Genomic DNA, 25,943 nt, shown 5'->3' with positions numbered 1-25,943 from the left:
GAGTTCAGCTCGGCAGGCCCCACGCCGGCGCGGGACCGAGCGCGGGGACGTCCCGCGGTGCGAAGTCCGGCCGCCCGCCCCGCGGGGTGACGACGGCGGTGCCGCCGCGGCGCAGCCCGATCGCGATCCGGCAGGGCCCGGCCGCCCGCCACGGCAGCCGTCGGCCGTGTTCGTCGCGGACGTCGACGTCTCCGCCGACGCCGTGCTGCAGGACCAGCGGCTCGCCGGCTTCGCTGTGCACGCGGACGAATTCCGTCCGGCCGTCGCGGCGGGAGGCGTCCACGAGGAACGCGCCTTCCGCGCGCAGCCCGGCGATCGAGGCGTCGCGCCAGGTCGCCGACACCGACGGGAAGATCTTCAGCACGCCACCGGAACCCTGCATCAGCATGTCCACAACGGACTGGGCGGCGGTGATCGGGCTTTCGATGGCGAAGTTGGAGCCCTCGCGGTACATCGTGTTCGCGGTCAGCCCGGTGTCGGCCACGACGTTCCGGTCGAGGAAGAACTTCAGGTAGCGCAAAGCTTCCTCGGGCGCGTCCATCACCGAGCTCATCGACGACGCGGCCGCGTAGCTGTAGCCGTGCCACGCCGTCTGGTCGGCGGCCCAGTGGGTGAAGGTGCGGGTCATGAGGCCGCGGTCGCCCGGGGCGTCCCAGATCTTCTCCCGCAGCGGGTAGAGCCACAGCAGGTGCGAGAAGTGCCGGTGCGACGCGGCCAGGGGAACGCCGTCGCCGATCAGCACGCCGTTCGCGGGGTCTTCGTGGTACGGCACGAGTTTCGCGCCGATTTCCCGCCAGATCGGCAGCCGCGGCTCGTCGAGGCCCAGGATCCGGGCGGAATCGACGAGCGTGCGGGCCGCCCACCGGATCAGCGACAGGTCGTAGGTGCAGTCGGGCGCGTCGGCGTACTCCGGCGACCGGGTCAGCGGCAGGTGCAGCGAGCCGTCCGGACCGGTGAACAGGAAGTGGCGGTAGAAGTTGAGCGCCTTGGCCAGGGTCGGGTACAGGACGTCGCGGAGCACGCGCCGGTCCAGGTGGTGCCGGTAGGCCAGCCAGACGTTGTGCAGGCCCCACAGCAGGTTCCCGGTCTGGTCGGTCTTGGACGTCGTCCCGGGGACGCCCACCGAGCGCGTGCCGCCGGGACGCAGCCGCCAGTCACCCGGGTGGGAGAGGGCGTAGGTGTCGCCGTCGCGGTACGCCGGCGGGACGGACACCTCGAGGTTCGCGTGGTCGCGCCGGAAGGTCTCGGTCACGGCGTCGAGTTCGGGGTGGTTGGTGCTGTTGACGATCGGGTACGTGACCTGGACGTTGAGGTTCCACCAGACCGCGGTCCAGCTGTTGCCGACCTCGGGGAACCACGGCCCCCATTCGGACACGACCGGCCCGTCCGCGCGGGTGGCGGCCGCGATCTTGTACAGCTGGATCCAGTAGAACCGCTGCACCTGCTTGTCCGGCACCGAGACGAAGCTGCGCCGGTGGTAGTCGTTCCACCAGCGGCGATGGCGGGCGAGCAGCGCGTCCGGACGGGCGGCAAGCGCCTTCCGGACGGCCTCGCGCGCGTCCGCGGTGTGCGTGGTGCCCGGGAAGCTGTAGGCGACGGTGGCGGCGAGCAGCCGTCTCGTCCCGATCGCGCGTTCCTGCCACGCGGTGGTGTACCCGCCGCCGGCGAGCATCGGCTGCGCGCAGTAGCCGGAGCCGAGCTCGGGCGCCGGGTTGGCGACGTACTCGGGCGGCTTGCGGACGGTCCGGGTGGTCGCCGACTCCAGCGGCTGGAACGCCCAGGCGGCCCTCGCTTCGCCGGCGCTCGGCGTCAGCGAAACGAGCAGCACGCCGAGGTTGTTGTGCACGACGGCGGAGAAGGCGACCGAGCCCTGCGTCGTGGTGATGGTGCCGCCGAGCTCGGCGTTGTAGAGGTCGAGGGTCCAGTCGACGGCGGTGATCGCGCCGGCCAACGTGAGCGTGAGGTAGCCGATCGGCAGGCGCGAGAGCCCGATGCCGGCTTCCCACTGGATCCGCTGGTCCTGCACCTGGGTGTGGCTGAGCACCACCTTGAGCACCTGCGGCGTCTTCCCGGCGTAGACCTGGGCGCCGAGGTGGCCGTTGGCGAGGAACGGGCCTTCCTGCCAGTTCTTCGGCAGCCGCCGCCAGACCATCCGCGCATCTTCGGCCACGTCCCGGTGCGGATTGCCTCCGGCAGCGAGCGCGGGTGGGGCGGCCTGGGCCCACAGACCCCCGAAGGCAGCGGCCCCGGCGAGTACCGAGGCAGAGCGGAGCACCGTCCGCCGGGACACCGCGTCCATGAACACTCCGTCCATGAAGCATCCTCCGAATTCATACTACGTTTCGGCGAGATCATGCGGCGGCGTCCGGCCATACTTGCAGAGGGGACCCCAAAAGGCCAGGGAAGTTCACCCAGACAGCGGCAGAGACATCCGATGAATCCCCCGCAGGAGGACCCAAGCGCCCCAATGTGGCCTTCGGTGCGTTGAACGCACCGAAGGCCACATTGGGGCGCTGTTGGTCAGGCGCCGGGAAGCGGTGGCAGCGCCGGCGTCTCCAGCCAGCGGGTGAAGAACGCGCGCAGCGAGCGGCCGGCCTGTGCCTCGGCCGCGGCCACGAAGAGATCCGTCGTGACCAGCCCGTGCCGGTACTGCCCGGCCCACGACTTCAGCAACGCGAAGAACGCCGGGTCCCCCAGCTCCGCCCGCAGCGCGTGCAGCGTCAACCCGCCGCGCTTGTAGACGCGCTCGTCGAACATCCGGGCCACCCCCGGGTCGGCGATCCGGACGTCCGCCGGCTTGGCCTTGATGCGGGCGTGCCAGTCGCGGGCCAGCGCGGAAGCGGACGGCCCGCCCGACTCCTCCGACCACAGCCACTCGGCGTACGTCGCGAAGCCCTCGTTCAGCCAGATGTGCCGCCAGTCGGCCACCGTCAGGCTGTTGCCGAACCACTGGTGGGCCAGCTCGTGCAGCACGAGCCGCTCGTGGGTGCGGCGGCCGTCGACGTGGTTGGCGCCGAAGATCGCCATGCCCTGGGCCTCGATCGGGTCGTCGAGGTCGTCATCGGTGACCACGATGACGTACTCGCCGAACGGGTACGGCCCGAACAGGCGCTGCAGGAACTCCATCATCCGGCCCTGCCGCCCGAAGTCCCGCTCGAACGCGCGCCGCAGCCGCGGGGGCACGGCCGCGCGCTGCGGCACCGTCTCGAAGATCGACTCCACCTGGCCGCTCGCGCGGCCGATGCCGAGGCTCAGCCGGCGCAGCCCGACCCCCGCGTGCGGGAACCAGCCCCGGCCGGTCAGCTCGACCTCGTCGTAGCGGCCGATCTGCACGCTCATCAGGTAGGTCGCTGTCGGCTCGCGCCGCTCGTAGACCCACTTAGTCGTGCTGGCCAACGTGGTGCGCTCGACCAGCGTGCCGGTGACCGCGACCAGGTACGGCGACGCCGTCGTCACGCTCACCCGGTACGGCGCCTTGTCCGACGGGTGGTCGTTGCACGGGAACCACGACGGCGCGCCGACCGGCTGGCTCGCGACGAGCGCGCCATCGGTCAGTTCGTCCCAGCCGACGTCACCCCAGCGGCTCCCCACCGGGCGCGGGTTGCCGACGTAGTGGACCTCGACGGTGAACGCCGCACCCGCCGGGATGGACTTCGCCGGCTTGACGTGCAGCTTGGCGCCGCGCTTCAGGTACTTCGCGGCCTTCCCGTCGACCAGCACGCGGTTGATCCGGAACTCGCCGAAGTCGAGGCTGACGCGGGAAAGCGCCTGCGTCGCCTCCGCGGTGATCACCGCCGACGCCGACAGCCGGTTCGGCGCGACCTTGTAGTCGAGGTTCAGGTCGTAGTGCCGGGTCCGGTAGCCGCCGTTGCCGTGGGCGGGCAGGTAGGGGTCGCCGGAGGTGTCCGCGCCGGGTGCGGGAGCGGGGGCCTTCGAAATCACCCGTGGCGAGCCTTTCCTCGTGCGTGCTCACACCAGGCTCGCACGGACGGGTGAATCCGGCGAGCCAGGTGGACACTTCGTGACTTTCTACTTACCCGGCCACGCGGAGATCGGGTTGCCCAGCCAGCGCGTGTCGGCGGGCACCTCGTCGCCGCGGGTCACCAGCGAGCCGGGGCCGACCGTCGTCCGGGCCCCGATCCCGGCGCCCGGCAGCACGATGCCGTGCGGGCCGAGCGTCGCGCCCTCGCCGAGGGTCACCCGCGACATGCTCATGATCCGGTCGTGGAACAGGTGCGTCTGCACGACGCAGCCGCGGTTGATCGTCGCGCCGTCGCCCAGCGACACCAGGTCCGCCTCGGGCAGCCAGTACGTCTCCAGCCAGACCCCGCGGCCGATCTTGACCCCCATCGTGCGCAGCCAGGCGGACAGCAGCGGGGTGCCGCCGACCGAGCCGATCAGCCACGGCACCGCGAGGGCTTCGACGAAGGTGTCGGCCAGCTCGTTGCGCCAGACGAAGGAGCTCCACAGCGGGTGGTCGACCTCGCGGAACTTCCCGACCAGCAGCCACTTCATCACCGTCGCCGTCAGCGCCGCGACGATCCCGGCGGCCAGCAGGGCGGGCCCGGCCAGCAGCGCGGCCACGCCGAAGCCGAACGCCGTCGCCGTCCACAGCAGGCCGAAGGCGACCACGACGGTCAGCGCGACGCCGCACATCACCGGGATGATCCGGCACAGCTCGACCAGCGACCGCGCCGCCTTGAGGTGCAGTGCCGGGGTGTAGGTGCGGCTCGTGTCGGCGTCGCCGATCGCACGGCGCACCGGCAGCGGCGGCATTCCCAGGTACGACGAGCCCTTCTTGGCCTTCAGCGGCGTCGACGACAGGACGCCGACCAGGCCGCGCTTGGGCACCGAACGGCCGGGCGCGGTCATCCCCGAGTTGCCGAGGAAGGCCTGCTTGCCGATCCGGGCCGGGGCGACGTGCAGCCAGCCGTGGCCGAGTTCGTAGGTGGCGACCATGGTGTCGTCGGCGAGGAAGGCGCCGCTGTCGACCTTGGTCATCTTCGGCAGCGCCAGCACGGTCGACACCTCGACGTTGCGGCCCACCTTCGCGCCCAGCAGCCGCAGCCACACCGGCGTGAACAGGCTGGCGTACAGCGGGAACAGGCCTTCGCGGGCCATGCTCATCAGGCGCTCGGTGGCCCAGACCTGCCACGCGACGCGGCCGTGCACGGGGTGGTAGCCCTCGACCATGCCGAGGCTCAGCGCCCGGACGCCGATCAGCACCAGCAGCAGGTACGCCAGGAAGTACGCGGCGGTCGCGACCGGCACGAAGATCAGCGCCTGGGTGAACGCTTCGAGCAGCGTCGGGGCACCGGCGATCGCGTAGCCCAGCACCGCGACACCCGCCAGCGCGGCCACGCCGGGCAGGAAGCCGAGGGCCAGCGAAGTCACGCCGTAGACGGTGGCCCAGAAGTGCGACCGCGGCGGACGGCTCGACGGCCACTTCAGCGCGTCCCGCTCGTCCTTCGCCACGCGCGCGGCGGGCGAACCGGCCCAGCGCTGCCCGGCCGGGACGGCCCCGCTGACGGTCGAGCCCGCCGCGATCTCCGCGCCCTTGCCGATGCGGACACCCGGGAACAGCGTGCTGCGCGCACCGACGCGGGCCTCCGCGCCGACGCGGACCTTGCCGATGTGCACGACGTCGCCGTCGACCCAGTGGCCGGTCAGGTCGACCTCGGGCTCGATCGCGGCGCCGCGGCCCAGCTTGAGGAAACCGGTGACCGGCGGCGGCGAGTGCAGGTCGACGTCCTTGCCGATCCGCGCGCCGAGCGCCTTGGCGTACGTCGTCATCCAGGACGCGCCGGCAATGCTGTCCGCGCCGCTGAACTCCGCCAGCTTCTCGGCCGTCCACAGTCGCAAGTGGACACTCCCGCCGCGCGGGTAGGTGCCGGGGCGCACGCCGGACAGCAGCACGCGCGCGCCGCCCGCGGCGATGGCGATCCGGCCCGCCGGGCTGAACAGCACCACCCACGCCAGGCCGATCCAGGCCCAGCTCAGCGTCGGCGCCCAGGCGAAGCCGAGCAGGGCCAGGACGTTCGACAGCGCGGCGGCCAGCGTCGCCCAGCGCAGGCCGGCGAGGCCCATCAGCGGGACCATCAGCAAGGTCTGGATCACCCCGGCGCGGCGCTTCGTCGGCGCGATGTCCCGGCGTTCGGTGGCCTGGCCGCTCAGCGCGTCCAGCACCGCGGCCATCGCACCCAGCTTGGGGTGGGCGTAGATGTCGGCCACCGACACCTGCGGGTGCCGGGTGCGGATGCGCGCGACCACCTGCGCGGCGGTCAGGCTGCCGCCGCCGTGGGTGAAGAAGTCCGCTTTCGGGCTGTCGACCGACACGCCGAGGATTTCGGCCCAGCCTTCGGCGAGCCAGGTCTCGGTCGGGGTCAGCCCGGAAGCCTCCACTGTGGACAGCGGCCACGGGAGGGCGTTGCGGTCGACCTTGCCGGAGGTGCGCGTCGGCAGGTCGTCGACGACGGCGAGCAGCGGGACCAGCGCGGCGGGCAGGTGCTCGCGCAGGCGGGTCGCGGCCTGGTCGTGATCGAAGGCCTCACTGCCGGGGACGACGTACCCGACGAGGACCTGGTTGCCGGCCTTGGTGCGGCGGATCGCGGCGGCCGCGCCCTGCACGCCCGGCAGGGCCTGCAGCGCGGCGTCGACCTCACCCAGTTCGATGCGGCGGCCGCCGAGCTTGACCTGCTCGTCGAGGCGGCCGAGGAACAGCAGGCCTTCCGCTTCGGCACGGACCATGTCGCCCGAGCGGTAGGCGCGCTGCCAGCCCAGCGACGGCAGCGGCGCGAACTTCTCGGCGTCCTTCTCGGTGTCGAGGTAGCGGGCCAGTCCGACGCCGCCGATGACGAGCTCGCCCGTCTCGCCCATGGCGACCGGCTCACCGTCGTCGTTGACCACGGCCAGCTGCCAGCCGGCGAGCGGCAGGCCGATGCGGACCGGGCCGTCGCCGGTCAGCTGCGCGGCGCAGGCGACGACGGTGGCCTCGGTCGGGCCGTAGGTGTTCCAGACTTCGCGGCCTTCGACGGCGACGCGCTCGGCCAGCTCGGGCGGGCAGGCCTCGCCGCCGAAGATGAGCAGGCGGACGTCTTCGAGCGCGTCCGCGGGCCACAGCGCGGCCAGCGTCGGCACGGTCGAGACCACGGTGATGCCCTGCGCGACCAGCCACGGGCCGAGGTCGACGCCGGTGCGGACCAGCGCGCGGGGCGCGGGGACCAGGCAGGCGCCGTGCCGCCAGGCCAGCCACATCTCTTCGCAGGAGGCGTCGAAGGCGACGCTCAGCCCGGCCAGGACGCGGTCGCCGGGGCCGATCGGCTCGTCGGTGAGGAAGAGCTCGGCTTCGGCGTCGACGAAGGCGGCGGCACTCGCGTGGGTGACCGCGACGCCCTTGGGCTTGCCGGTGGAACCGGAGGTGAAGATGATCCACGCGTCGTCGCCCGGGCCGGGGCGGCCCTCGCGGCCACCCGGCGTGGAGTGCACGTTGATGGCCCCGTCGGTCGCCACGGCCGCGACCTGGGCCTCTTCGAAGACCAGCTCGGCGCGCTCGTCGGGGTCGTCCGCGTCGACCGGCACGTAGGCGGCGCCGACGGACAGGGTGGCGAGGATGGCGGTGTACAGCTCGGCGGTGCCGGAGGAGATCCGGATGCCGACGCGGTCGCCGAGGCCGACGCCGTAGCTCTTGAGGCGGCGCCCGTAGGCGTCGATCTCCTCGAGGAGCCGCCGGTAGGTCAGCGTGGTGGTGCCGTCGTCGATCGCCGTGGCGTTCGGGTGCCGCTCGGCGGTGGCGGCCAGGACGTCGAGGAGGGTGCGTTCGCCGGCACCGAGGCCGGACCAGAACAGGGCGCGGTCGGCGACCGGGGCGAGCGTCACTTCGGCCGTCACCTCGGCGGGCCCGGTGGGTTCGATGGTGACGGTCATCGGCCACTCACCACGGACAGCTTGGAATCACGGGCGCGCAAGCCCACCACTCACCTTTCGGGAGCCTCAATCGGGCTTGCTCTCCGAATGAGGCGCCCGCAACCGACCTTCAACCATACCTGCTGATCACCAAAAGATATCCCCCGGGTCACGCCCGCGTGTCAGACCTCACGATCATGGCCCTGACCAGCGTGATCCAGGTCGCATCTCGCGTGATTGAGGCCGGAACTCATGTGATTGAAGCCGGAACTCGCGAGTTACGGCTTCAATCACGCGAGTTCCGGCCCCGATCACGCGAGTTCCGGCAAATGACTCACCGGGTTTTGGTGGACCGGGCGGCTTTTCCGCCGACCGGCCTGGCCTTCTTTTCGCGGACCCGGACGTTCACCCGGACGGGGCTGCCGGTGAAGCCGAACTGCTCACGGAACTTGCGCTCGATGAACCGGCGGTAGCCCGCCTCGAGGAAGCCGGTCGTGAACAGCACCAGCGTCGGCGGGCGGATGCCGGCCTGGGTCGCGAACAGGACCTTCGGCTGCTTGCCCGAGCGGACCGGCGGCGGGGTGGCCGCGATCAGGTCGGACAGCCACGCGTTGAGCTGGCCGGTCGGCACCCGCTGGTCCCACGACTTCAGCGCCGTCCGCAGCGCAGGCGCGAGCTTGCGCACCGAGCGGCCGGTGAGCGCCGAAATGTTGACCTTCTCCGCCCACGGCACGCGGACCAGGCCGCGGTCCAGCTCGCGGACCATCGCGTGGCGGCGGTCCTCGTCGACCAGGTCCCACTTGTTGAACGCCAGCACGCAAGCGCGGCCGGCCTCGACGACCATGGTCAGCACCCGCAGGTCCTGCTCCGACAGCGGCTCGGCCGCGTCCAGCAGCACGATCGCGACCTCGGCCGCGTCGATCGCGGTCTTGGTGCGCAGCGAGGCGTAGTACTCGGCGCCGGCGGCGAAGTTGACGCGCTTGCGCAGGCCCGCGGTGTCCACGAACCGCCAGGTCTCGCCGTCCAGCTCGACCAGCGAGTCGACCGGGTCGACCGTGGTGCCCGCCACCGAGTCGACGACCGAGCGCTCCTCGCCGGACAGCTTGTTCAGCAGGCTCGACTTGCCGACGTTCGGCTTGCCGACCAGCGCGACGCGCCGCGGCCCCGACGTCACGGCACCGCCCTCGCGCGGCGACTCGGGCAGCGCCTTGAGGATCGCGTCCAGCAGGTCGCCGGAGCTGCGGCCGTGCAGCGCGCTGACCGGGTGCGGCTCACCGAGGCCGAGCGACCACAGCGACGCGGTGTCGGCGAGCAGCCGGTCGTCGTCGACCTTGTTCGCCGCCAGCAGCACCGGCTTCTTCGAGCGCCGCAGCACCTTGGAGACGGCTTCGTCGGTCGCCGTCGCGCCGACCGAGGCGTCGATGACCAGCAGCACCGCGTCCGCGGTCTGCATGGCCAGCTCGGCCTGCGCGGCGACGGAGGCCTGCAGCCCGGTCGCGTCCGGTTCCCAGCCGCCCGTGTCGACCAGGGTGAACTTGCGCCCGCCCCAGTAGGCGTCGTAGGCGACGCGGTCGCGGGTCACGCCCGGCACGTCCTGCACGACGGCTTCGCGGCGCCCGAGGATGCGGTTGACCAGCGTCGACTTGCCCACGTTGGGCCGGCCGACGACGGCGAGCACCGGCTGCGCGAGCGCGGCCTCTTCGGCTGCTTCCGCCGCCTCGATCTGCGCGTCGAGCGCGGCGAACTCGGTCTCGTCCGACCAGGTGCCGTCGATCTCGCCGACGCTGTCGAGCTCTTCCATCACTACCCTGTTTCCCTTACGGCGAGCCGAAACCGTTTTCGGTACGCCAATCGTCCAAAGTCTTCACGAGCGCCGCGAGCTCCCCGCGCAGCTCTTCGGTGCCCTGGTCGAGCCCGGTTTTCCCGGGACCGACCTTCGGCGAAAACGGCTCGCCCACGAGGATGTCCACCCGCGGGCGGAACCGCCGTTTGCCGTCGGCCGGCTTGAGCGTGCCCCGCGTCGCGACCGGGAGCACGGTCGCGCCGGAGGCCCGGACCAGCCAGGCCGCGCCGCGTTCGGCCGCACCGACGTCCCCGCTACCGCGGGTGCCTTCGGGGAAGATCCCGACGACACCGCCGTCTTTCAGGACGCCGACCGCGGTCAGCAGCGGCTTGCGGTCGATCTCGCCGCGCTTGAGCGGGATCTGCCCGATCGCCAGCATGAACTTGCCGACGACCCCGCCGAACATCTCGGCCTTGACCAGGAACGCCGAACGCCGCGGAAGCATTCCGAAGATCAGCTGCGGTTCGATCATGGAACTGTGGTTGGCGATCACCAGCACCGGCCCGGTGGCGGGCATGCGCTCGCGGCCGTGCACGCGGATGCGGAAGGCCGACCGCAGATAATACCGGGCGATGACCCGCCCGGCGTCGTGGAGTGCGCCGACGGAGCCTTCCGGCAACCCGTCAGCTCTCATCGAGCTACCTCTGCGTTGCACCCCGCCAGCAGACCTCGGTGGCTGGCCAGTTCGCTCAGCGCGACTATTACCTGGTCGATCGACAGCTCGGAGGTGTCGACGGGCACGGCGTCGTCGGCCGCGCGCAGCGGCGAGGCGGCGCGGGTGGAGTCGAGGTGGTCGCGGCGCTCGACGCTCGCCAGCGCGTCGGCGACCGACGACTGCCGCCCGGCCGCGGTGTCCTGGGTGCTGCGGCGCGACGCGCGGACGTCGGCCGACGCGGTCAGGAAGACCTTGAGCGGCGAGTCCGGCGCGACGACGGTGCCGATGTCCCGGCCCTCGACGACGATCCCGCCGCGGTGCGCCACGACGTCGTCGATGATCTGCCGCTGCCGCGCGACCAGCAGCTCACGCACGTGCGGCACCGCGGAGACGGGCGAGACGGCCTTGGTGACCTCGGGCCCGCGGATGTCGGCGGCGACGTCCGCGCCGGCCAGGCGGATCTCGGGCCGCTCGGGGCTGGTGCCGATGCTGAACTCGGCCCGGTCGGCGACGGCGGCGACGGCGTTCGCGTCGGCCGGGTCGACGCCGGCGTGCAGCACGGCGAGGGTGACCATCCGGTACATGGCGCCGGTGTCGAGGTAGCCGGCCCCGAGGCGCTGGGCGAGCTTGCGGGCGACGGTGGTCTTCCCGGTCCCCGAGGGGCCGTCCAGCGCGACCACACCACGTAGGGCTCCCGTCACCGGCACTCTCCTTGCGTTCTCGTCCCGTTCGGCTCGGCCCCCATTCTGCCGGTCGGGGTGCGGAGGAGATCAGTCGGGCCGCGCGCCGAAGCGCGCGACCACCAGCGCGAGGCGCTCGTCACGGTGGGCCGGTGACAGCCGGCGCCCCCGATCCAGCGTGACGAGGCCGTGCAGCGTGCTCCAGAACACCTCGGTCAACGCGCCCGCGTCCTGCCGCCCCGCCGCCGGCTCGACGACCGCCAGGAGCTCCGCGAAGCACGCCTTCATCACCTCGGGGGTGTCGTCCTCGGCGAACCGCAGCTCCGAGGCGAGGGTGAACATCGCGTCGTAGAGACCCGGTTTCGCCTCGGCGAAGGCCAGGTACGACCCCGCCACCCCGCCAAGCCCGCCGGGGCGGGCCGACACCAGCGTCGCGGCCAGCTCGGTGAAGCCCTCCAGCGCGGCCGCCGTCATGATCGCGTCCTTGCCGCCGGGGAAATGGCTGTAGAGCACCGGCTGGCTGTACTCGATCAGGCCCGCGAGCCGCCGGGTGGTGACGGCGTCCCAGCCCTCCGCCTCGGCGAGCTCCCTGGCCGCGGCGACGATCCGCTGCCCTCGCTCGGTCCGGTCGCGCACACGCCGTTGTCGCTGGGTCATACGGCAGATGCTAGCACTGCTAGACAAACTAGCGTCGCTAGATTAGCGTTGCTAGCAATCCTAGCGATGCTAGAAAACTGGAGGGGACACCATGCTCGTCACCGGCTACATCCTCGTCGCGATCGTCAGCCTCGGGATCATCTACGTCGGCCTCAACTACCTCTTCGCGCCGCGGAAGATCGCCGCGGGCTTCGGTTTCACCGAAGTACCCGAGAACGCCGGCACTTTCTTGAACGTCAAAGGCGGCCGCGACATCGGCGCCGGCCTGGTCCCGCTGGCCCTGGTGCTCTACGGCGACCCGCACGCGCTGGGCTGGGTCATCCTCGTCGCGGCCGTCTGGCCCGTCTTCGACATGCTGATCGTCCTTCGCCACCGGGGGAAGAAGGCGGTGGCCTTCGGGGTCCACGGCCTGACCGCCCTCGTGATGGTCGTCGCGGGTCTGCTCCTGCTGCTCGGCTGAAATCCCGTGAATCGGACACCTGGGTTACGGTGGTTGGGTGAACGTCGAAGTAACGCCTCTGCCCGGCATCGGGGTCCGCAAGGACTTCGCCACCCGCACCGGCCGCCGCATCGGCGTCGTCACCCAGCGGGACGGCCACATCGAGCTGATCGTGTCCAAACCGGACGATCCCGATGCCTGCGCCGCCTCGATCCCGCTCACCGCGGACGAGGCCGGCGCGCTGGCCAACCTGCTCGGCGCGCCGCAGCTGGTCGCGCAGCTGACGGAGGAGCACCGGGACCTGCCGGGGATCAGCACGCGGCAGCTGCCGATCAAGCCGTCCGGCCCGTTCGACGGCCGCACGCTCGGCGACACCGCGATGCGCACCCGCACCGGCGTCTCGGTGGTCGCGGTGGCGCGCGCGGGGCAGGTGCACCCGTCGCCGACGCCGGACTTCACACTCACCGGGGGCGACCTGCTGGTCGCGGTCGGCACGGGCGAGGGCCTCGAAGCCGCCGCCAAGATCCTCAAGTACGGCTGAGCGGCCGATGGACCACACCGCGCTGTCCTTGATCGAATTGGGGGCGGTCTTCTTCGTGCTGGGCGTGCTCGGGCGCCTGGCGGGCAAGATCGGCCTCTCCCCCATCCCGCTCTACCTGCTCGGCGGCCTCTGCTTCGGCGAAGGCGGGCTGATCCCGCTGACCGACATCGGCGGCTTCACGCACCTGGCCGGCGAAATCGGCGTCGTGCTGCTGCTGTTGCTGCTCGGCCTCGAGTACTCCGCGGCCGAGCTGTTCACCGGGCTGCGCCGCTCGTGGACGGCGGGCCTGCTCGACATCGTCCTCAACGCGGCACCCGGCGCCGCCGTCGCGCTGCTGCTGGGGTGGGGCCCGATCGGCGCGATGGTGATGGCGGGCGTCACCTACATCTCGTCGTCCGGGATCGTCGCCAAGGTCCTCGGCGACCTGGGCAGGCTCGGCAACCGCGAGACGCCCGTGGTGCTCTCGATCCTCGTGTTCGAAGACCTCGCGATGGCGCTCTACCTGCCGATCCTCACCGCGGTGCTGGGCGGCGTCTCCCTGCTCGGCGGCCTGGAGGCGGTCGGCATCTCGCTGCTGGTGATCACCGTGGTGCTGGTGATCGCGCTGAAGTTCGGCCGGTACGTCTCGGCCGCCGTCGACAGCCCGGACCGCGAGGTGTTCCTGCTCAAGGTCCTCGGCGCGGCGCTGCTGGTGGCCGGCCTGGCGTCGGCGATGCAGGTTTCGGCCGCGGTCGGCGCGTTCCTGCTCGGCATCGCGATCTCCGGCTCGACGGCGGAGAACGCGACGCGCATGCTGGAGCCGTTGCGGGACTTGTTCGCGGCGGTGTTCTTCGTGGTCTTCGGGCTCAACACGAACCCGGCGTCGATCCCGCCGGTGCTCGGCTGGGCGATCGTGCTGGCGGTGGTCACGACGCTGACGAAGGTCGGCACCGGCTGGTGGGCGGCGCGCCGTCAGGGCATCGGGAAGATGGGCCGGGCCCGCGCGGGAGCCGCGTTGGTGGCCCGCGGCGAGTTCTCGATCGTCATCGCCGGCCTGGCGGTGACGGCCGGGGCGGTCGAAGGCGAACTGGCCGCCTTGGCCACGGCGTACGTCCTGCTGATGGCCATCCTCGGCCCGACGGCGGCGCGGGTCGTGGAGCCGGTCGCCCGCGCCCTGCAACGGAAGTCGGCCGCGAAGACGGCCCCGGCCGAGGCGAACTAGCGCCGGTCCGAGCGCCCCAATGTGGCCTTCGGTGCGTTGAACGCACCGAAGGCCACATTGGGTGCGTTCAACGCAACCAAGGCCACCTTGGGGCGCTTGAGGTCAGCGCAGGTCCGCCCGGCCCGCGGACGGCACGAACGCGCCGCCGGCCGGGGCCGGGTGGGTGGTCACCTCGGGAGCCACGCCGACGAGCGGGACCGATACCGAGGTGCGGGCCAGGTCCAGTGTCACCCGGCCCGGCTGGGCCGGTCCGCGGATGAAGCTGCCGTCCGTGCCGCCGATGATCAGCGCCAGCGCGTGGCCGCGGGGCACGATGTGGTCCGTCGACGCCAGCCGGAACGTCATCGTGTACGGCGTTCCCGGCGTCAACGGCCGTTCCTGGGACAGCGAAGCGTAGTTCGCGAGGTCCGCCCAGCCGCGGCTGAGGATCGTGTAGTTCACCTTCTTCACGTCCGCCGACGCCACGCGGTAGCAAGCGTCGTCACCGGGCGCCGACGAGCCCCAGCAGGTCTCGGCGGTTCCCGTCTTGATCCCTTCGCCGCTGCCGGCGAAGTTGCGGATCGCCGCCGGGCCGAGGTCCACGAGCAGGGCCGAGATCCGGGCGGACGACGTGCTCGGCGTGGCCGTCACGGTCACCGAAGCCGTGCCGGAGACCTGCAGGTCCGAGGCCAGGGTTCCGGTCGAGTACGGCAACGCGGCGCTGCCCGGGTTGGTCACCCAGGTGTCTTCGCCCACGCTCGGGTTGTCGGTGAACGACGCCGTGCCGTCGGCGGCCGCCGTGCCGAGGGTGCCGGAAGCGTGGGGCCGCAGCGTCGTCGCCACCACACCTGCCGCCGGGTACGCGCTCTGGTCCGCCCACTGGTCCGGCTGCCGCTCGACGCTGGCCATCGGGCCGTTCTGGACGCCGTTGTCGATGCCGAGCAGGTAGTGGTCGAACCACCGGTGCAGCAGGTCCACCCAGCCGTCCCGCCGGTAGTCGAACGGGTCGACGTGCCCGGTCTGCGACAGCCAGATCTTCTTCTCGACGTTCAGCGCGGCCCACCACTGTCCGAAGTGGATGGTCTTGACGTTGAGGTCGTTGACGCCGTGGGACAGCAGCACGCTGGCGCGCACGTTGCTCGCGCGGGCGACGTAGTCCCGCTCCGCCCAGAGCGGCCCGTAGTCGCCGTTGGCCGTCGCGCCCCGGGTCAGCGCCTGGTTCTGCGCCGAGCAGTTCTGCCCGCCGTTGCGGGCCTCGACCGTCTGGGCCAGGCCGGCCGGGTTGAAGCCGAAGGTCGCGCCGTCCGAGCGGTAGTAGTCGTACCACGAGCTGATCGCCGCGATCGGGACGATGGTCTTGAGACCCGCGACACCGGTCGCCGCGACGCCGTTGGCGATCGTGCCGTCGTAGGACTTGCCGATCATCCCGACGTTCCCGGTGCTCCAGCCCGCGGTCACGGCGCTGCCGCCGGTCTTCGCGCGGTAGCCGGGCGCGCGGCCGTTCAGCCAGTCGACGACCTTGCGGGCGGAGTCGACGTCCGAGGCGCCGCCGACGTCCGCGCAGCCGGCCGAGCGGTTCGTCCCGGCCAGGTCGACCAGCACCACGGCGTAGCCGCGCGGCACGAAGTAGTTGTCGTAGAACAGCGGGAACTTCACCGGTTTCCCGGCGCTGTCGTACGACTTCAGCTCGCTCTCGTTGCCGCGCCCGCAGCACGAGTAGTACGGGCTGGCGTCCATGATCACCGGAACGGGTGAAGCCGCCTCGCCCGGCCGCACGATGTCGGCGGCCACGCGGTCGGACCGGCCGTCCCCGTCCCCGTCGCGGCCGATGTCGACCCAGACGGTTTCGCGGATCGCCTTCGCGTAGTCGTGGACCGGTTCGCTCCCCGCGGGGGCCGCGGCGGCCGGGGCCACCGTGCCGGACAGGAGCACCGCGAGGATCCCGCACACCACTCCGAGTCGCATACCGGTCACGCTAGCGAGCCGGAGTCCGTGCCCACCACGGCGGAAAGTCGGGCGTACGTTGGGAATCGTGACCGGCTCCCTGCCCGCGGTGAGCCGTACGGCGGTCGGTGTCGCCGCCCTGCGCGCCGCCGAAAGCCGCCGCCCGGACCGCTTGTTCGACGACCCGTACGCGGCCGCGTTCTCCGAGGCGGGCCGCTCGGCGCTGCCCGACGCGGCGCCCGAGGGACCGCCGGGCGGGCTCGGTGCGCTGTTCTGCCCGCAGGTCGTGATCCGCACCCGGCTGGCCGCCCACGGCTGGCAGCCGTCGACGGTCACCCGTGCCGAGCTCGCCGCCGGGTACGGCCGCCCCTCGGACGACGACGCGACCGCCGGCGGCTTCGTCACCGCCGTGCGGTGACGAGCGGCGTCAGAGCTCGACGGTCCGGTAGAGCGAGCCGACCTCGCCCTTGGTCAGCCGCCGGATCGAGCCGACGCGCTGGTTGCCGAGCTGGACGTCGCCGACCGCCGTGCGGACCAGCTTGAGCACCGGGTGCCCGGTGTCCTTGAGCAGGCGGCGCACGATGTGCTTCTTGCCCTCGTGGATCACCAGCTCGACCAGCGATTTGCCGGAGTGCATGTCCTTGACGCGGAACTGGTCGACCTTGACGATGCCGTCCGGCAGCTCCCAGCCCTTGCGCAGCTCCTTGCCGAGCCCGCGCGGCACGAGGCCGTCGACCTCGGCGAGGTAGGTCTTGAGCACCCGGTAGGACGGGTGCATCAGCCGGTGCCCGAGGTCGCCGTCGTTGGTCAGCAGCAGCAGGCCTTCGGTGTTCTCGTCGAGCCGTCCGACGTGCACGACGCCGGGCGTCTCCTCGTAGCGGCCGCGCAGGTAGTCGCCGACGCAGGGGCGCCCGCGGTCGTCCGACATCGTCGAGTGCACGCCCTTGGGCTTGTTCAGGGCGAGGTAGATCAGGTCGTCGCGCAGGTTCACGCGGGTGCCGTCGACGTGGATGACCGCGGCGTCCGGGTCGACGCGGCGGCCCAGCTCGGTGACGACCTCGCCGTCCACCTCGACCCGGCCGGCGACGATCAGGTCCTCCGCCGCGCGCCGGGAGGCGACCCCGGCCTGCGACAGCACCTTCTGCAGCCGGACGCCGTCGGGGTGTTCACTGGATGTCATCGATGGTGTCCACTTCGGGTAGCAACGGAGCGATGGCGGGGAGGTCGTTCAGCGACGACAGCCCCAGTCGCTCCAGGAACAGTTCAGTCGTCACGTACAGCGTGCCGGTCGTCTCGGGATCGGTCCCCATCTCCTCGATGAGGCCGCGCGCGAGCAGCGTCCGGATCACGCCGTCCACGTTCACGCCGCGCACCGCGGCAACCCTGGCACGGGTCACCGGCTGCCGGTACGCGATCACGGCGAGGCTCTCCAGCGCGGCCCGGGTCAGCTTCGACCGCTGGCCGTCCAGCAGGAGCTTCTCCACGAACGGGGCGTAGACGTCCCTAGTGTAGAACCGCCACCCTTCGCCGACGCGCCGCAGGTCGATCCCGGAGGTCCGGTCGGTGAACTTCTGCGCCATGGTCCGCAGCGCGACGACGATCCGGGACCGGGGCTGGCCGAGGGTGTCGGCCAGGAGTTCTTCGCTCGCGGGCGAGTCGACGATGAGCAGAAGCGCCTCGAGCGCGGCTTCGAGAGCCTCGTCGGAGCTGAGATCGGGCGCGGACTCGGCATCCCCGGCAGCAACCAGCTCGGACGCGGAATCCTCCGGCCCGAGCTCCGGCTCGGGCTCCGGTTCCGCGGCTTCGGACTCCACCGGCACGGAGCCTTCACGTGAAAGTGCCCCGGTTCCCTCGGGGTCTCCGGCGGGGGCCTCCTCGACCAGCGGGGCCGGCGGGTCCAGCGGGTCGCCGTCCTCGGTCACCGGCTCGCCGGACAGGGCCTCGTCCAGGGCCAGTTCCGCCGCGGCCGCCACCGGCTCACCCGCGGGCGGTTCCGGTGGTGCGGGCGATGCGTTGTCCTCGGGGTTCACCCGTACTCCTCTTCGTCTCCGGCGGCGCGGTCCAGCTCGGCCGCCGCGGAGGCTTCTTCCGTCGAGCCGCCCGTCCAGCGGACGTGCAGCTCGGCCAATGCCTCGCTTTGCTCGAACTGGACCGTCGCCTCGCGGTAGAGCTCCAGCAGCGCCAGGAAGCGCGCCACGATCTCCACCGTGTGCTCGCAGTCGTCGACCAGCTCGCCGAACGTCGCCTGGCCGCGTTCGGCCAGCATCACCCGCAGGATCGCCGCGTGCTCGCGCACCGAGATCCGCCCCATGTGGATGTGGGCGATCGACACCGTCGGCGGCGGCTTCGGCCGGAACACCGCCACCGCGATGTCGGCGAACTTCTCCGGCGTCACGCCCAGCATGACCTCGGGCAGCAGCCCGACGAACCGCTCCTCCAGGGCCACCGACCGCGGGTACCGCCGCAGCGCGTTCTGCTCCAGCTCGCCGAACAGCGCCGCCACCTGCTTGTACGCGCGGTACTGCAGCACCCGCGCGAAGAGCAGGTCGCGGGCTTCCAGCAGCGCCAGGTCGTCTTCGCTCTCGACCTCGGCCGAGGGCAGCAGCCGGGCCGCCTTCAGATCCAGGAGCGTGGCCGCGATGACCAGGAACTCCGTCGTCTCGTCGAGGTTCCAGTCGGTGCCCAGCGCACGCGTGTACGCGATGAAGTCGTCGGTGACCTGGTGCAACGCCACTTCGGTGACGTCGAGCTGGTGCTGCGAGATCAGCTGCAGCAGCAGGTCGAACGGTCCCTCGAAGTTGGCCAGCCGCACCTTGAACTTCGACGTGCTCAGCTCTTCGGTGTTGACGCCTTCGGGGATCATCCCGCCGTGCACCGTCTGGTGCGGTTCGGGAACCTGGTCCTCCGGAGCCGGGGCCGGCTCGTCCATCAGTCCTCGGTTTCGCCGCCGTCTGAGCCGACCACCCGCAGCCGCTGGACCAGCACCGATTCCTCGCCGTGCTGGTCGAAGTCGGCCAGCAGCACCGCCACCGCCTCGCGGACCAGCCGGCCGCGGTCGACGACCAGGTCGTGCTTCGCGCGCAGCGTCAGGCGGGCCTGCTCCATGGCCAGGAGCTCGTCGCCGGAGACGTACACGGTGATCTTCGCGTCGTGCTTGGTCCGACCGGATCCGTGCGGGGCCGCGTCGCCGCTGCGGGCGAGCTGCTCCTTGCGGCCGTTGCCCTTGGCCTTGCCGTTGCCGTTTTCAACGGGTTCGGCGGGCTCGGGCGGTGCCTGGGGAGGGAGATCGAGAGCGGGGCTGGAGGTGATGCGGAAGAGCTCCGACGCTCCGGGCAGGGAGGCGCGCCTGCTCACCGAGCGATCACCTCGCGGGCCAGCTGACGGTACGCCGCCGCGCCGGCCGACTTGGGCGCCCAGGTCGTGATCGGCTCACCCGCGACCGTCGTCTCGGGGAACCGCACGGTGCGGTTGATGACCGTGTCGAACACGGTCTCGCCGAATGCCTCCACCACGCGAGCCATGACCTCCTTCGAATGCAGGGTTCTCGGGTCGTACATGGTGGCGAGAATCCCGACTATGTCCAGTTTGGGGTTGAGGCGTTCCTGGACCTTCTCGATGGTGTCGATCAGGAGGGCGACGCCTCGCAGACTGAAGAACTCGCACTCCAGCGGGATGATCACGCCGTCCGCGGCGGTCAGCGCGTTCACCGTGAGCAAGCCGAGCGAGGGCTGGCAGTCGACAAGAACATAGTCGTAGTCGTTCATGACCGGACGCAGGACCCGTAACAACGTGTGCTCGCGCCCTACCTCGGCGACGAGCTGGACCTCGGCGGCGGACAGGTCGATGTTGCTCGGCAGCAGGTCAACGCCGTCGACGCGGGTTTTCATCAGCACGTCGGTGGCACTGACCGAGCGCTCCATGATGGCGTTGTAGACGGTCTGGTCCAGTTCGTGCGGCTGGATGCCGAGGCCGACGGCGAGCGCACCCTGCGGGTCGAAGTCGACGAGCAGCACCTTGCGGCCGTACTCGGCGAGGGCGGCACCCAGGTTGATGGTCGACGTCGTCTTGCCGACGCCGCCCTTCTGGTTGCACATCGCCATGATCTTGGCCGGGCCGTGCTTGTCCAGCGGTGCCGGATCCGGGTGCTCGCGGATCGGGCGGCCGGTGGGCCCGATGCCCTCGAGCTTCGCCTTTTTGCCGTTGCGCTCCTGCTGTTCGTCGCCGTCGTGGACGGCGGGCGTGGCGATGGTGACCTGGCTGAGGTTCGCCGCCGCCGACCCGGCGGACTCGGCCGGGACGGCCGGCTGGTTCGGTGTCGACATGGCGCGAAAGCTCCTTGTTCGTCAGCGTCGCCGCAGCCTATGTCCGGAGTCGGAGCCCCGGCAAAGCAACGCGCCGGACTCGACGGGGCAATGTCACTCGACCGTCGGTCCAGGTTAGGAAGGCTGTCGGCCGCTTTCAGGGCCGTCTAGCCCAGTGCCCGGGGGTGCGCTGTCGCGTACACCTCGCGGAGGGTGTTGACCGTGACCAGCGTGTACACCTGGGTCGTCGTCACCGACGCGTGGCCGAGGAGTTCTTGGACGACGCGGACGTCGGCGCCGCCTTCGAGCAGATGCGTGGCGAAGGAGTGGCGGAGGGTGTGCGGTGAGACGACGGCGGTGATGCCCGCCCGTTCGGCGGTGTCCTTGAGGACCTGCCACGCGCTCTGCCGCGACAGCCGGCTGCCGCGGGCGTTGAGGAACAGCGCCGCCGTGCCCCGGCCGTGTGCGGCGAGCGCCGGCCGGGCGCGGACGGTGTAGGCGTGCAGTGCCGCGAGGGCGGGACGGCCGATCGGCACCAGCCGCTGCTTGCCGCCCTTGCCGTCGAGCAGGACGGTCCGCTCGGTGTCGTCGACGTCGTCGACGTCCAGGCCGACCGCCTCGGAGATCCGGGCCCCCGTCGAGTAGAGCAGTTCCAGCAGCGCCCGGTCGCGCAGCGGGCGCTCGCCGTCCGGGGGCGGGGTCTCGAGCAGCCGCAGCACGTCGTCGACCGGCAGTGCCTTGGGCAGCCGCTTCGCCGGCGTCGGCGGCCGGACTTCGCGGGCCGGGTTGTGCTCGGTGAGGCCCTCGGCGTGCGCGAACTTGTGCAGGCCCCGCACGGCGACCAGGGCACGGGCCGCCGACGACGCGGCCAGCGGCATGTGCTCGTCGTCGCCCTCGCGCAGGGCGGCACCGAACGCCGTGACGTGCGCGGAGGTGACGTCGGCGATCTTCGCGACGCCCAAGCCGTCCAGGTGCGCGGCGTACCGGCGCAGGTCGCGGGCGTAGCTGTCCAGGGTGTTGCGCGCGGTCCCGCGTTCGACGACCAGGTGGTCGAGGTACGCGGCGATCACGCCGACGGTGCTGCCCGCGGCTCCCACGCCGTCACCTTAGGCCGCCCGGCGGTCGTGACCCGGCAGAAACCCCGTTCCCGGCCGGACGCGGTTACCTTGGATCCATGGGGTCCGACGAACTTCGCATCGGAACGGCCGAGCGGGAGGAAGCCGCGCGGCTGCTCGCCGATCACTTCGGCATGGGCCGCATCACGCCGGACGAGTACGAGACGCGGGTGACCGACGCCTACGCGGCGACGACGCTGGGCGACCTGCGGCCGCTGTTCCGCGACCTGCCGCAGCCGCACCCGGGGTTCTTCGGGCCACCGTCGACCCCGATGCCGATGCCCCTGTCGATGCCGGTGTACGCACCGCCCACGACGCCGGTGCCGCTGCCGGTGCCGTACGCACCATCGATGCCCGTGCCGTACTCGCACCGGTCGAAGACGGTGGCCGGGGTCCTGCAGATCGTGCTGCCCTTCGGCGTCGGCCGGTTCTACACCGGCCAGATCGGCCTGGCCCTGCTGCAGCTGTTCGTCTGCTTGATCACCTTCGGCGCCGGCATGATCTGGCCGATCATCGACGGCATCGTCCTCCTGGCCAACGGCGGCATGGACGCCGAAGGCCGCCCACTGCGCCCCTGACCCAGCGCCCCCCGACCAAAGCGCCCCAATGTGGCCTTCGGTGCGTTCAACGCACCGAAGGCCACCTTGGGTGCGTTCAACGCAACCAAGGCCACATTGGGGCGCTCGGGGTCAGGACTCGCGGCGCTTGGCGAACGCCGTCGGGCGGTCCTCCCAGGGGGCGTCCGCCGGGCGAGGCGACGCCGCGCCGGTGACCACCGCGTGCGCGGCCAGCACCCCGGACACCGTGGCGCCGTTCACCAGCTCGCCCGCGAGGGCCATCCGGACCGCCTCGGCGAGCGGGAACTTGCGGATGACCAGGTCCGCCTCCTCCTCGCCGAGCACCTCGCGGTCCACATCGGACAGCCCGCGGGCCAGGAAGACCCGCACGACCTCGTCGGTGAAGCCGGGCGACGCCGCGACGTCGACCAGGGTCACCCAGTCCGACGCGGCCAGGCCGACCTCCTCGACGAGCTCCCGGCGAGCCGTGCCGACCGGGTCCTCGCCGAGGTGGTCGATCAGGCCCGCCGGCAGCTCCCACAGCCGGTGCCCGATCGGGTGACGGTACTGGTGGATCAGCGTGACCTGGTCGTCCTCGTCCAGCGCGACGATCGCCACCGCGCCGAGGTGCTCGATCACCTCGCGGACCGCGGTGTCCCCGCCCGGCATCACGACGTCGTCGATGCGCAGGCCGACGACCCGTCCGATGTGGACGTCGCGGCTGGCCGCGACGCTGAACTCGTGCTCGCCCGGCGCGGTCACCGGGCCGCCACCGGGGCTTCGGGCAGCTCGACCGGCAGCCGCTCGGCCACCTTGCGGTCCACGACGGCCTTGACGAACGCGCTGAACAGCGGGTGCGGCCGGGTCGGGCGGCTCTTGAGCTCCGGGTGCGCCTGCGTGCCGACGAAGAACGGGTGCTTGTCGGCGGGCAGCTCGACGAACTCGACCAGGTGGTCGTCCGGCGAGGTGCCGGAGAAGACCAGGCCCGCGTCCGAGAGCTGCTTGCGGTAGGCGTTGTTGACCTCGTAGCGGTGCCGGTGCCGCTCGGAGACCTCGGTGGTGCCGTAGGCCTTCGCGACCTGCGAACCCGCCTTGAGCTTCGCCGGGTAGGCGCCGAGCCGCATGGTGCCGCCCATGTCCCGCTCCCCCGCGACGACGTCGCGCTGGTCGGCCATGGTCGAGATCACCGGGTGCTTGGTGTTCTCGTCGAACTCCGACGAGCCCGCGTCCTCGATCCCGGCCAGGTTCCGGGCGGCCTCGATGACCATGCACTGCAGGCCGAGGCACAGGCCGAGCAGCGGGACACCGCGGGTGCGGGCGTACTCGATCGCGCCGACCTTGCCCTCGATGCCGCGGATGCCGAACCCGCCCGGGATCAGCACACCGTCCACATCGGACAGCACGGACGCGGCCCCGGACGCGGTCTGCGCGTCGTCGGAGGCGACCCAGACGATCTCGACCTTGGCGCGGTGGGCGAACCCGCCGGCCCGCAGGGCCTCGGTGACCGAAAGGTAGGCGTCCGGCAGGTCGATGTACTTGCCGACGACCGCGATCCGCACGACCTCGTTCGGGTTGTGCACCCGGTCGAGCAGGTCGCCCCACACGGTCCAGTCGACGTCCCGGAACGGCAGCCCGAGGCGGCGGACGACGTAGGCGTCGAGCGCCTCGCGGTGCAGCACCTTCGGGATGTCGTAGATGGACCGCGCGTCCGGACAGGCGATGACGGCCTCGTTGTCGACGTCGCACATCAGGCCGATCTTGCGCTTGAGGTCCTCGGGGATCTCCCGGTCGGCCCGGCAGACCAGCGCGTCGGGCTGGATGCCGATGTTGCGCAGCGCGGCGACCGAGTGCTGGGTCGGCTTGGTCTTGAGCTCGCCCGACGGCGCCAGGTACGGCACCAGCGAGACGTGCAGGAAGAAGCACTGGTCGCGGCCGACGTCGTGGCGGACCTGGCGGCAGGCCTCCAGGAACGGCAGGGACTCGATGTCGCCGACCGTGCCACCGACCTCGGTGATGACGACGTCCGGCGACTGGCCGGTCTCGTCGGGCCCGGCGGCCGCGGTGATCCGGGCCTTGATCTCGTCGGTGATGTGCGGGATGACCTGCACGGTGTCGCCGAGGTACTCGCCGCGGCGCTCCTTGGCGATCACCTCGGAGTAGACCTGGCCGGTGGTGACGTTGGCCTTGCCGTCGAGATCGCGGTCGAGGAACCGCTCGTAGTGCCCGATGTCGAGGTCGGTCTCGGCACCGTCGTCGGTGACGAACACCTCACCGTGCTGGAACGGGTTCATCGTCCCGGGATCGACGTTGAGATAGGGGTCGAGCTTCTGCATCGTGACGCGAAGCCCGCGTGCGGTAAGAAGTTGTCCCAGGCTGGAAGCCGTGAGTCCCTTACCCAGAGAGGAGGCGACGCCTCCGGTGACAAATACGTACTTGGTAGCCCGCGACTGAAGTCCCACGGGCCGCCAGCATATCCCACCGCCGCGGATCCGCGCGCTGTGCCTCGCCCGAACCTTCCGCTATGACCGAGGCCACCCGTCCGGGTGACTCAAACCGCAACCTTCGCCGGACGCAGCCGGGGACGGCCGGTGAGTGCCCGGCTACCGGGCAGCCGCCGCAGGACCTCCACGATCGCGATCGTCAGGACGATCGTCCCCACGTAGATGATCACGCTGAGCCACGGCGCGCCGAACCGCTCCGCGACGTGCGGGATCACCGGGCCGAGCAGCGCCAGCGCCAGCGGGTGCACGAGGAAGATGCTGAACGAACGGTTCGCCGCCCACGAGACCACCCGGGCGCCGCGGCTGCCTTCCCGGCGGCGCGCCGCCCACCTCGTGGCGAACGCGTAGATCGCCGCGATGACGGTGAGGAACCACGGGATCAGGTACGGCTGGAACGGGTCGCTGGCCACCTGCGGGAACGTTCCACTGTGGACGGTGTGGAAGTAGTACCACTCGGTGCCCGCGAGCACCGCGACGAACGCGCCGCCGAGCAGCAGCCGGTGCCGGCCCGCCCAGGCGTGCACGGTCTCGAAGTGCATGGCCACCACGGCGCCGAACAGCGTGTAGAACTGGTACGGCAGGACCGTGCCGTACAGGTGGGTGATCGTCTCGTAGCTCACGCCGAACGGCTGGTAGGTCATGAACAGCGTCACGCCGACCTGCACCAGCCCGCTGCCGAGCAGCAGCCACTTGTGCTTGCCCTCGGTCGCCCGCAGCACCTTCATCAGCAGCGGGAAGAGCAGGTAGACCTGCATCGTCACGAGCAGGAAGTACAGGTGGTACCACGCCCCGCCGGTGACGAGGTCCTTGAGCAGCAGGCGCATCGACGCCTCGAGCGAGCCGGGCTGCTGCGCGCCGGTGACCAGCGAGTACGCCCAGAAGAACATCGACCACGCGAGGTAGGGCGTCGCGACCAGCGGGAGCCGCCGTCGCCAGAAGTCACCGGCGGTGAACTCGCGGCGGCGGTTCTGGAACACCAGCACGAACCCGGTGAGCGCGAAGAAGGCTTCACGGGTGAAGTGCAGCGGCGTCTCGACGGCGTTGGCGCCGACGTCCTGCGCGAAGTTCGTCGCGCCCACCACGTGGATGAGGATGACGCAGGCGAACGTGATCAACCGGAACAGGTCGATCTGGTGCAGGTAGGGCGCTTTGCCGCCCGGTCTCGTACCGCGGGCGGGGGCCTCGAGTGTGGCTTGGGCAGTCGTCATCGTGCCGCCGATCCGGCACCGTCGTCGGCGTGGTTCACGTTGTCAGACTTGCCACCCATTCTGTGAATTTCCCATGAAGCCGCTGGGAAGCGCCTGTTGGCGGGGCTTCTGGGGCGTGTCGGATATGCCACTTCCGCTCGGGATGCGCGAGTACGGTGATCATGTTAGTGCTCAGCGTGAAGGGCCACCACGTGAGCGTGCCGCCGTCCACGTGATGACCCTTACCCGGATCGGCCTCAGAACGCGGCGGCCCCGTTCGGGCTGCCGAGCCCGGTCGGGCCGTCGTAGCCGGTCACGGCGGTGCAGAGGGAGCCGCCACCGCACGAGCCGTTGCTGCCACCGCGCACATCGTTGAGCGACGATGTGTGCGAGTACACACTGTTCGTGCCCGTGACACCGCCGACACCGCCGAGGGCGTAG

Annotated in this window: 23 protein-coding genes; 5 read left to right on the top strand and 18 right to left on the bottom strand. The window is 71.4% G+C overall.

Annotated elements, in window-relative coordinates; translation table 11 throughout:
- Positions 1 to 4 precede the first annotated feature (4 nt).
- From ACLJQE_RS20230 to ACLJQE_RS20200, 7 genes are all read right to left on the bottom strand, one after another.
- Complete coding sequence (locus ACLJQE_RS20230; protein ID WP_410641150.1) at positions 5 to 2,299, bottom strand: glycosyl hydrolase family 95 catalytic domain-containing protein; 2,295 nt, start codon at positions 2,297 to 2,299, stop codon at positions 5 to 7.
- Between the two features lie 221 nt (positions 2,300 to 2,520).
- On the bottom strand, positions 2,521 to 3,942 hold the full coding sequence (locus ACLJQE_RS20225; RefSeq protein ID WP_410640852.1) for a M1 family metallopeptidase: 1,422 nt from the start codon (positions 3,940 to 3,942) through the stop codon (positions 2,521 to 2,523).
- 87 nt (positions 3,943 to 4,029) lie between these two features.
- A complete protein-coding gene (locus tag ACLJQE_RS20220) occupies positions 4,030 to 7,923 on the bottom strand; it encodes a Pls/PosA family non-ribosomal peptide synthetase (protein ID WP_410640851.1) in 3,894 nt (1,297 codons plus the stop codon).
- Between the two features lie 313 nt (positions 7,924 to 8,236).
- Entirely contained in the window at positions 8,237 to 9,703 is a 1,467-nt protein-coding gene (gene der, locus ACLJQE_RS20215) for a ribosome biogenesis GTPase Der (RefSeq protein ID WP_410640850.1), read from the bottom strand.
- Between the two features lie 16 nt (positions 9,704 to 9,719).
- A complete protein-coding gene (locus tag ACLJQE_RS20210) occupies positions 9,720 to 10,379 on the bottom strand; it encodes a lysophospholipid acyltransferase family protein (RefSeq protein ID WP_410640849.1) in 660 nt (219 codons plus the stop codon).
- Positions 10,376 to 11,080, bottom strand: a complete 705-nt coding sequence (gene cmk / locus ACLJQE_RS20205; RefSeq protein ID WP_410641149.1) for a (d)CMP kinase — start codon at positions 11,078 to 11,080, stop codon at positions 10,376 to 10,378. The genes ACLJQE_RS20210 and cmk overlap by 4 nt, the downstream gene beginning before the upstream one ends.
- Before the next feature lie 90 nt (positions 11,081 to 11,170).
- Complete coding sequence (locus tag ACLJQE_RS20200; RefSeq protein WP_410641148.1) at positions 11,171 to 11,716, bottom strand: TetR/AcrR family transcriptional regulator; 546 nt, start codon at positions 11,714 to 11,716, stop codon at positions 11,171 to 11,173.
- Between the two features lie 112 nt (positions 11,717 to 11,828).
- Here ACLJQE_RS20200 and ACLJQE_RS20195 point away from each other — a divergent pair, with 112 nt between their 5' ends.
- The 3 genes from ACLJQE_RS20195 to ACLJQE_RS20185 are packed head-to-tail and all read left to right on the top strand — an operon-like array spanning position 11,829 to position 13,918.
- Positions 11,829 to 12,197: a DUF4267 domain-containing protein gene (locus tag ACLJQE_RS20195; protein WP_410640848.1), complete on the top strand. Its 369-nt coding sequence runs from the start codon at positions 11,829 to 11,831 to the stop codon at positions 12,195 to 12,197.
- Between the two features lie 37 nt (positions 12,198 to 12,234).
- Positions 12,235 to 12,717: a cation:proton antiporter regulatory subunit gene (locus ACLJQE_RS20190; protein ID WP_364733535.1), complete on the top strand. Its 483-nt coding sequence runs from the start codon at positions 12,235 to 12,237 to the stop codon at positions 12,715 to 12,717.
- A 7-nt stretch (positions 12,718 to 12,724) separates the two neighbouring features.
- On the top strand, positions 12,725 to 13,918 hold the full coding sequence (locus ACLJQE_RS20185; protein WP_410640847.1) for a cation:proton antiporter: 1,194 nt from the start codon (positions 12,725 to 12,727) through the stop codon (positions 13,916 to 13,918).
- A gap of 102 nt (positions 13,919 to 14,020) precedes the next feature.
- Here the strand turns inward: ACLJQE_RS20185 and ACLJQE_RS20180 are convergent, their stop codons facing one another.
- Entirely contained in the window at positions 14,021 to 15,862 is a 1,842-nt protein-coding gene (locus ACLJQE_RS20180; protein WP_410640846.1) for a Xaa-Pro dipeptidyl-peptidase, read from the bottom strand.
- A gap of 67 nt (positions 15,863 to 15,929) precedes the next feature.
- Here ACLJQE_RS20180 and ACLJQE_RS20175 point away from each other — a divergent pair, with 67 nt between their 5' ends.
- Positions 15,930 to 16,259 carry a class I SAM-dependent methyltransferase gene (locus tag ACLJQE_RS20175; RefSeq protein WP_410640845.1) on the top strand — a complete coding sequence of 110 codons (330 nt, stop codon included), beginning with the start codon at positions 15,930 to 15,932 and terminating at the stop codon, positions 16,257 to 16,259.
- Between the two features lie 9 nt (positions 16,260 to 16,268).
- On the opposite strand, the gene ACLJQE_RS20170 is transcribed toward ACLJQE_RS20175, so the two are convergent.
- The 6 genes from ACLJQE_RS20170 to xerD form a co-directional block, all read right to left on the bottom strand.
- The gene (locus tag ACLJQE_RS20170; RefSeq protein WP_410640844.1) at positions 16,269 to 17,021 is read right to left on the bottom strand and encodes a pseudouridine synthase; all 753 of its coding nucleotides are present in this window, start codon (positions 17,019 to 17,021) and stop codon (positions 16,269 to 16,271) included.
- Positions 17,008 to 17,871, bottom strand: coding sequence for an SMC-Scp complex subunit ScpB (gene scpB / locus ACLJQE_RS20165; RefSeq protein ID WP_410640843.1), 864 nt, complete (start codon positions 17,869 to 17,871; stop codon positions 17,008 to 17,010). The genes ACLJQE_RS20170 and scpB overlap by 14 nt, the downstream gene beginning before the upstream one ends.
- The gene (locus ACLJQE_RS20160; protein ID WP_410640842.1) at positions 17,868 to 18,770 is read right to left on the bottom strand and encodes a segregation and condensation protein A; all 903 of its coding nucleotides are present in this window, start codon (positions 18,768 to 18,770) and stop codon (positions 17,868 to 17,870) included. The genes scpB and ACLJQE_RS20160 overlap by 4 nt, the downstream gene beginning before the upstream one ends.
- Complete coding sequence (locus ACLJQE_RS20155; RefSeq protein WP_410640841.1) at positions 18,770 to 19,195, bottom strand: cobyrinic acid a,c-diamide synthase; 426 nt, start codon at positions 19,193 to 19,195, stop codon at positions 18,770 to 18,772. The genes ACLJQE_RS20160 and ACLJQE_RS20155 overlap by 1 nt, the downstream gene beginning before the upstream one ends.
- Positions 19,192 to 20,163: a ParA family protein gene (locus ACLJQE_RS20150; protein WP_410640840.1), complete on the bottom strand. Its 972-nt coding sequence runs from the start codon at positions 20,161 to 20,163 to the stop codon at positions 19,192 to 19,194. The genes ACLJQE_RS20155 and ACLJQE_RS20150 overlap by 4 nt, the downstream gene beginning before the upstream one ends.
- 146 nt (positions 20,164 to 20,309) lie before the next feature.
- Positions 20,310 to 21,212: a site-specific tyrosine recombinase XerD gene (gene xerD, locus ACLJQE_RS20145; RefSeq protein ID WP_410641147.1), complete on the bottom strand. Its 903-nt coding sequence runs from the start codon at positions 21,210 to 21,212 to the stop codon at positions 20,310 to 20,312.
- Positions 21,213 to 21,316: 104 nt separating this feature from the next.
- Here xerD and ACLJQE_RS20140 point away from each other — a divergent pair, with 104 nt between their 5' ends.
- Positions 21,317 to 21,835: a DUF1707 domain-containing protein gene (locus tag ACLJQE_RS20140; protein WP_410640839.1), complete on the top strand. Its 519-nt coding sequence runs from the start codon at positions 21,317 to 21,319 to the stop codon at positions 21,833 to 21,835.
- 111 nt (positions 21,836 to 21,946) lie between these two features.
- On the opposite strand, the gene ACLJQE_RS20135 is transcribed toward ACLJQE_RS20140, so the two are convergent.
- The 4 genes from ACLJQE_RS20135 to ACLJQE_RS20120 all read right to left on the bottom strand — a co-directional run bounded on the left by ACLJQE_RS20135 (position 21,947) and on the right by ACLJQE_RS20120 (position 25,900).
- Positions 21,947 to 22,576: an NUDIX domain-containing protein gene (locus ACLJQE_RS20135; RefSeq protein WP_410640838.1), complete on the bottom strand. Its 630-nt coding sequence runs from the start codon at positions 22,574 to 22,576 to the stop codon at positions 21,947 to 21,949.
- The gene (locus tag ACLJQE_RS20130; protein ID WP_410640837.1) at positions 22,573 to 24,273 is read right to left on the bottom strand and encodes a CTP synthase; all 1,701 of its coding nucleotides are present in this window, start codon (positions 24,271 to 24,273) and stop codon (positions 22,573 to 22,575) included. Before ACLJQE_RS20130 ends, ACLJQE_RS20135 begins: the two co-directional genes overlap by 4 nt.
- A gap of 89 nt (positions 24,274 to 24,362) precedes the next feature.
- Positions 24,363 to 25,523 (bottom strand): acyltransferase, encoded by a 1,161-nt coding sequence (locus ACLJQE_RS20125; protein ID WP_410640836.1) that lies wholly within the window; start codon positions 25,521 to 25,523, stop codon positions 24,363 to 24,365.
- A gap of 236 nt (positions 25,524 to 25,759) precedes the next feature.
- Entirely contained in the window at positions 25,760 to 25,900 is a 141-nt protein-coding gene (locus ACLJQE_RS20120; RefSeq protein ID WP_410640835.1) for a hypothetical protein, read from the bottom strand.
- Positions 25,901 to 25,943 lie beyond the last annotated feature (43 nt).

It is taken from the genome of Amycolatopsis sp. lyj-346 (genome assembly GCF_046548975.1).
In the GTDB taxonomy this organism is placed as follows: domain Bacteria; phylum Actinomycetota; class Actinomycetes; order Mycobacteriales; family Pseudonocardiaceae; genus Amycolatopsis.
This window is presented reverse-complemented; position numbering and strand designations above follow the sequence as displayed.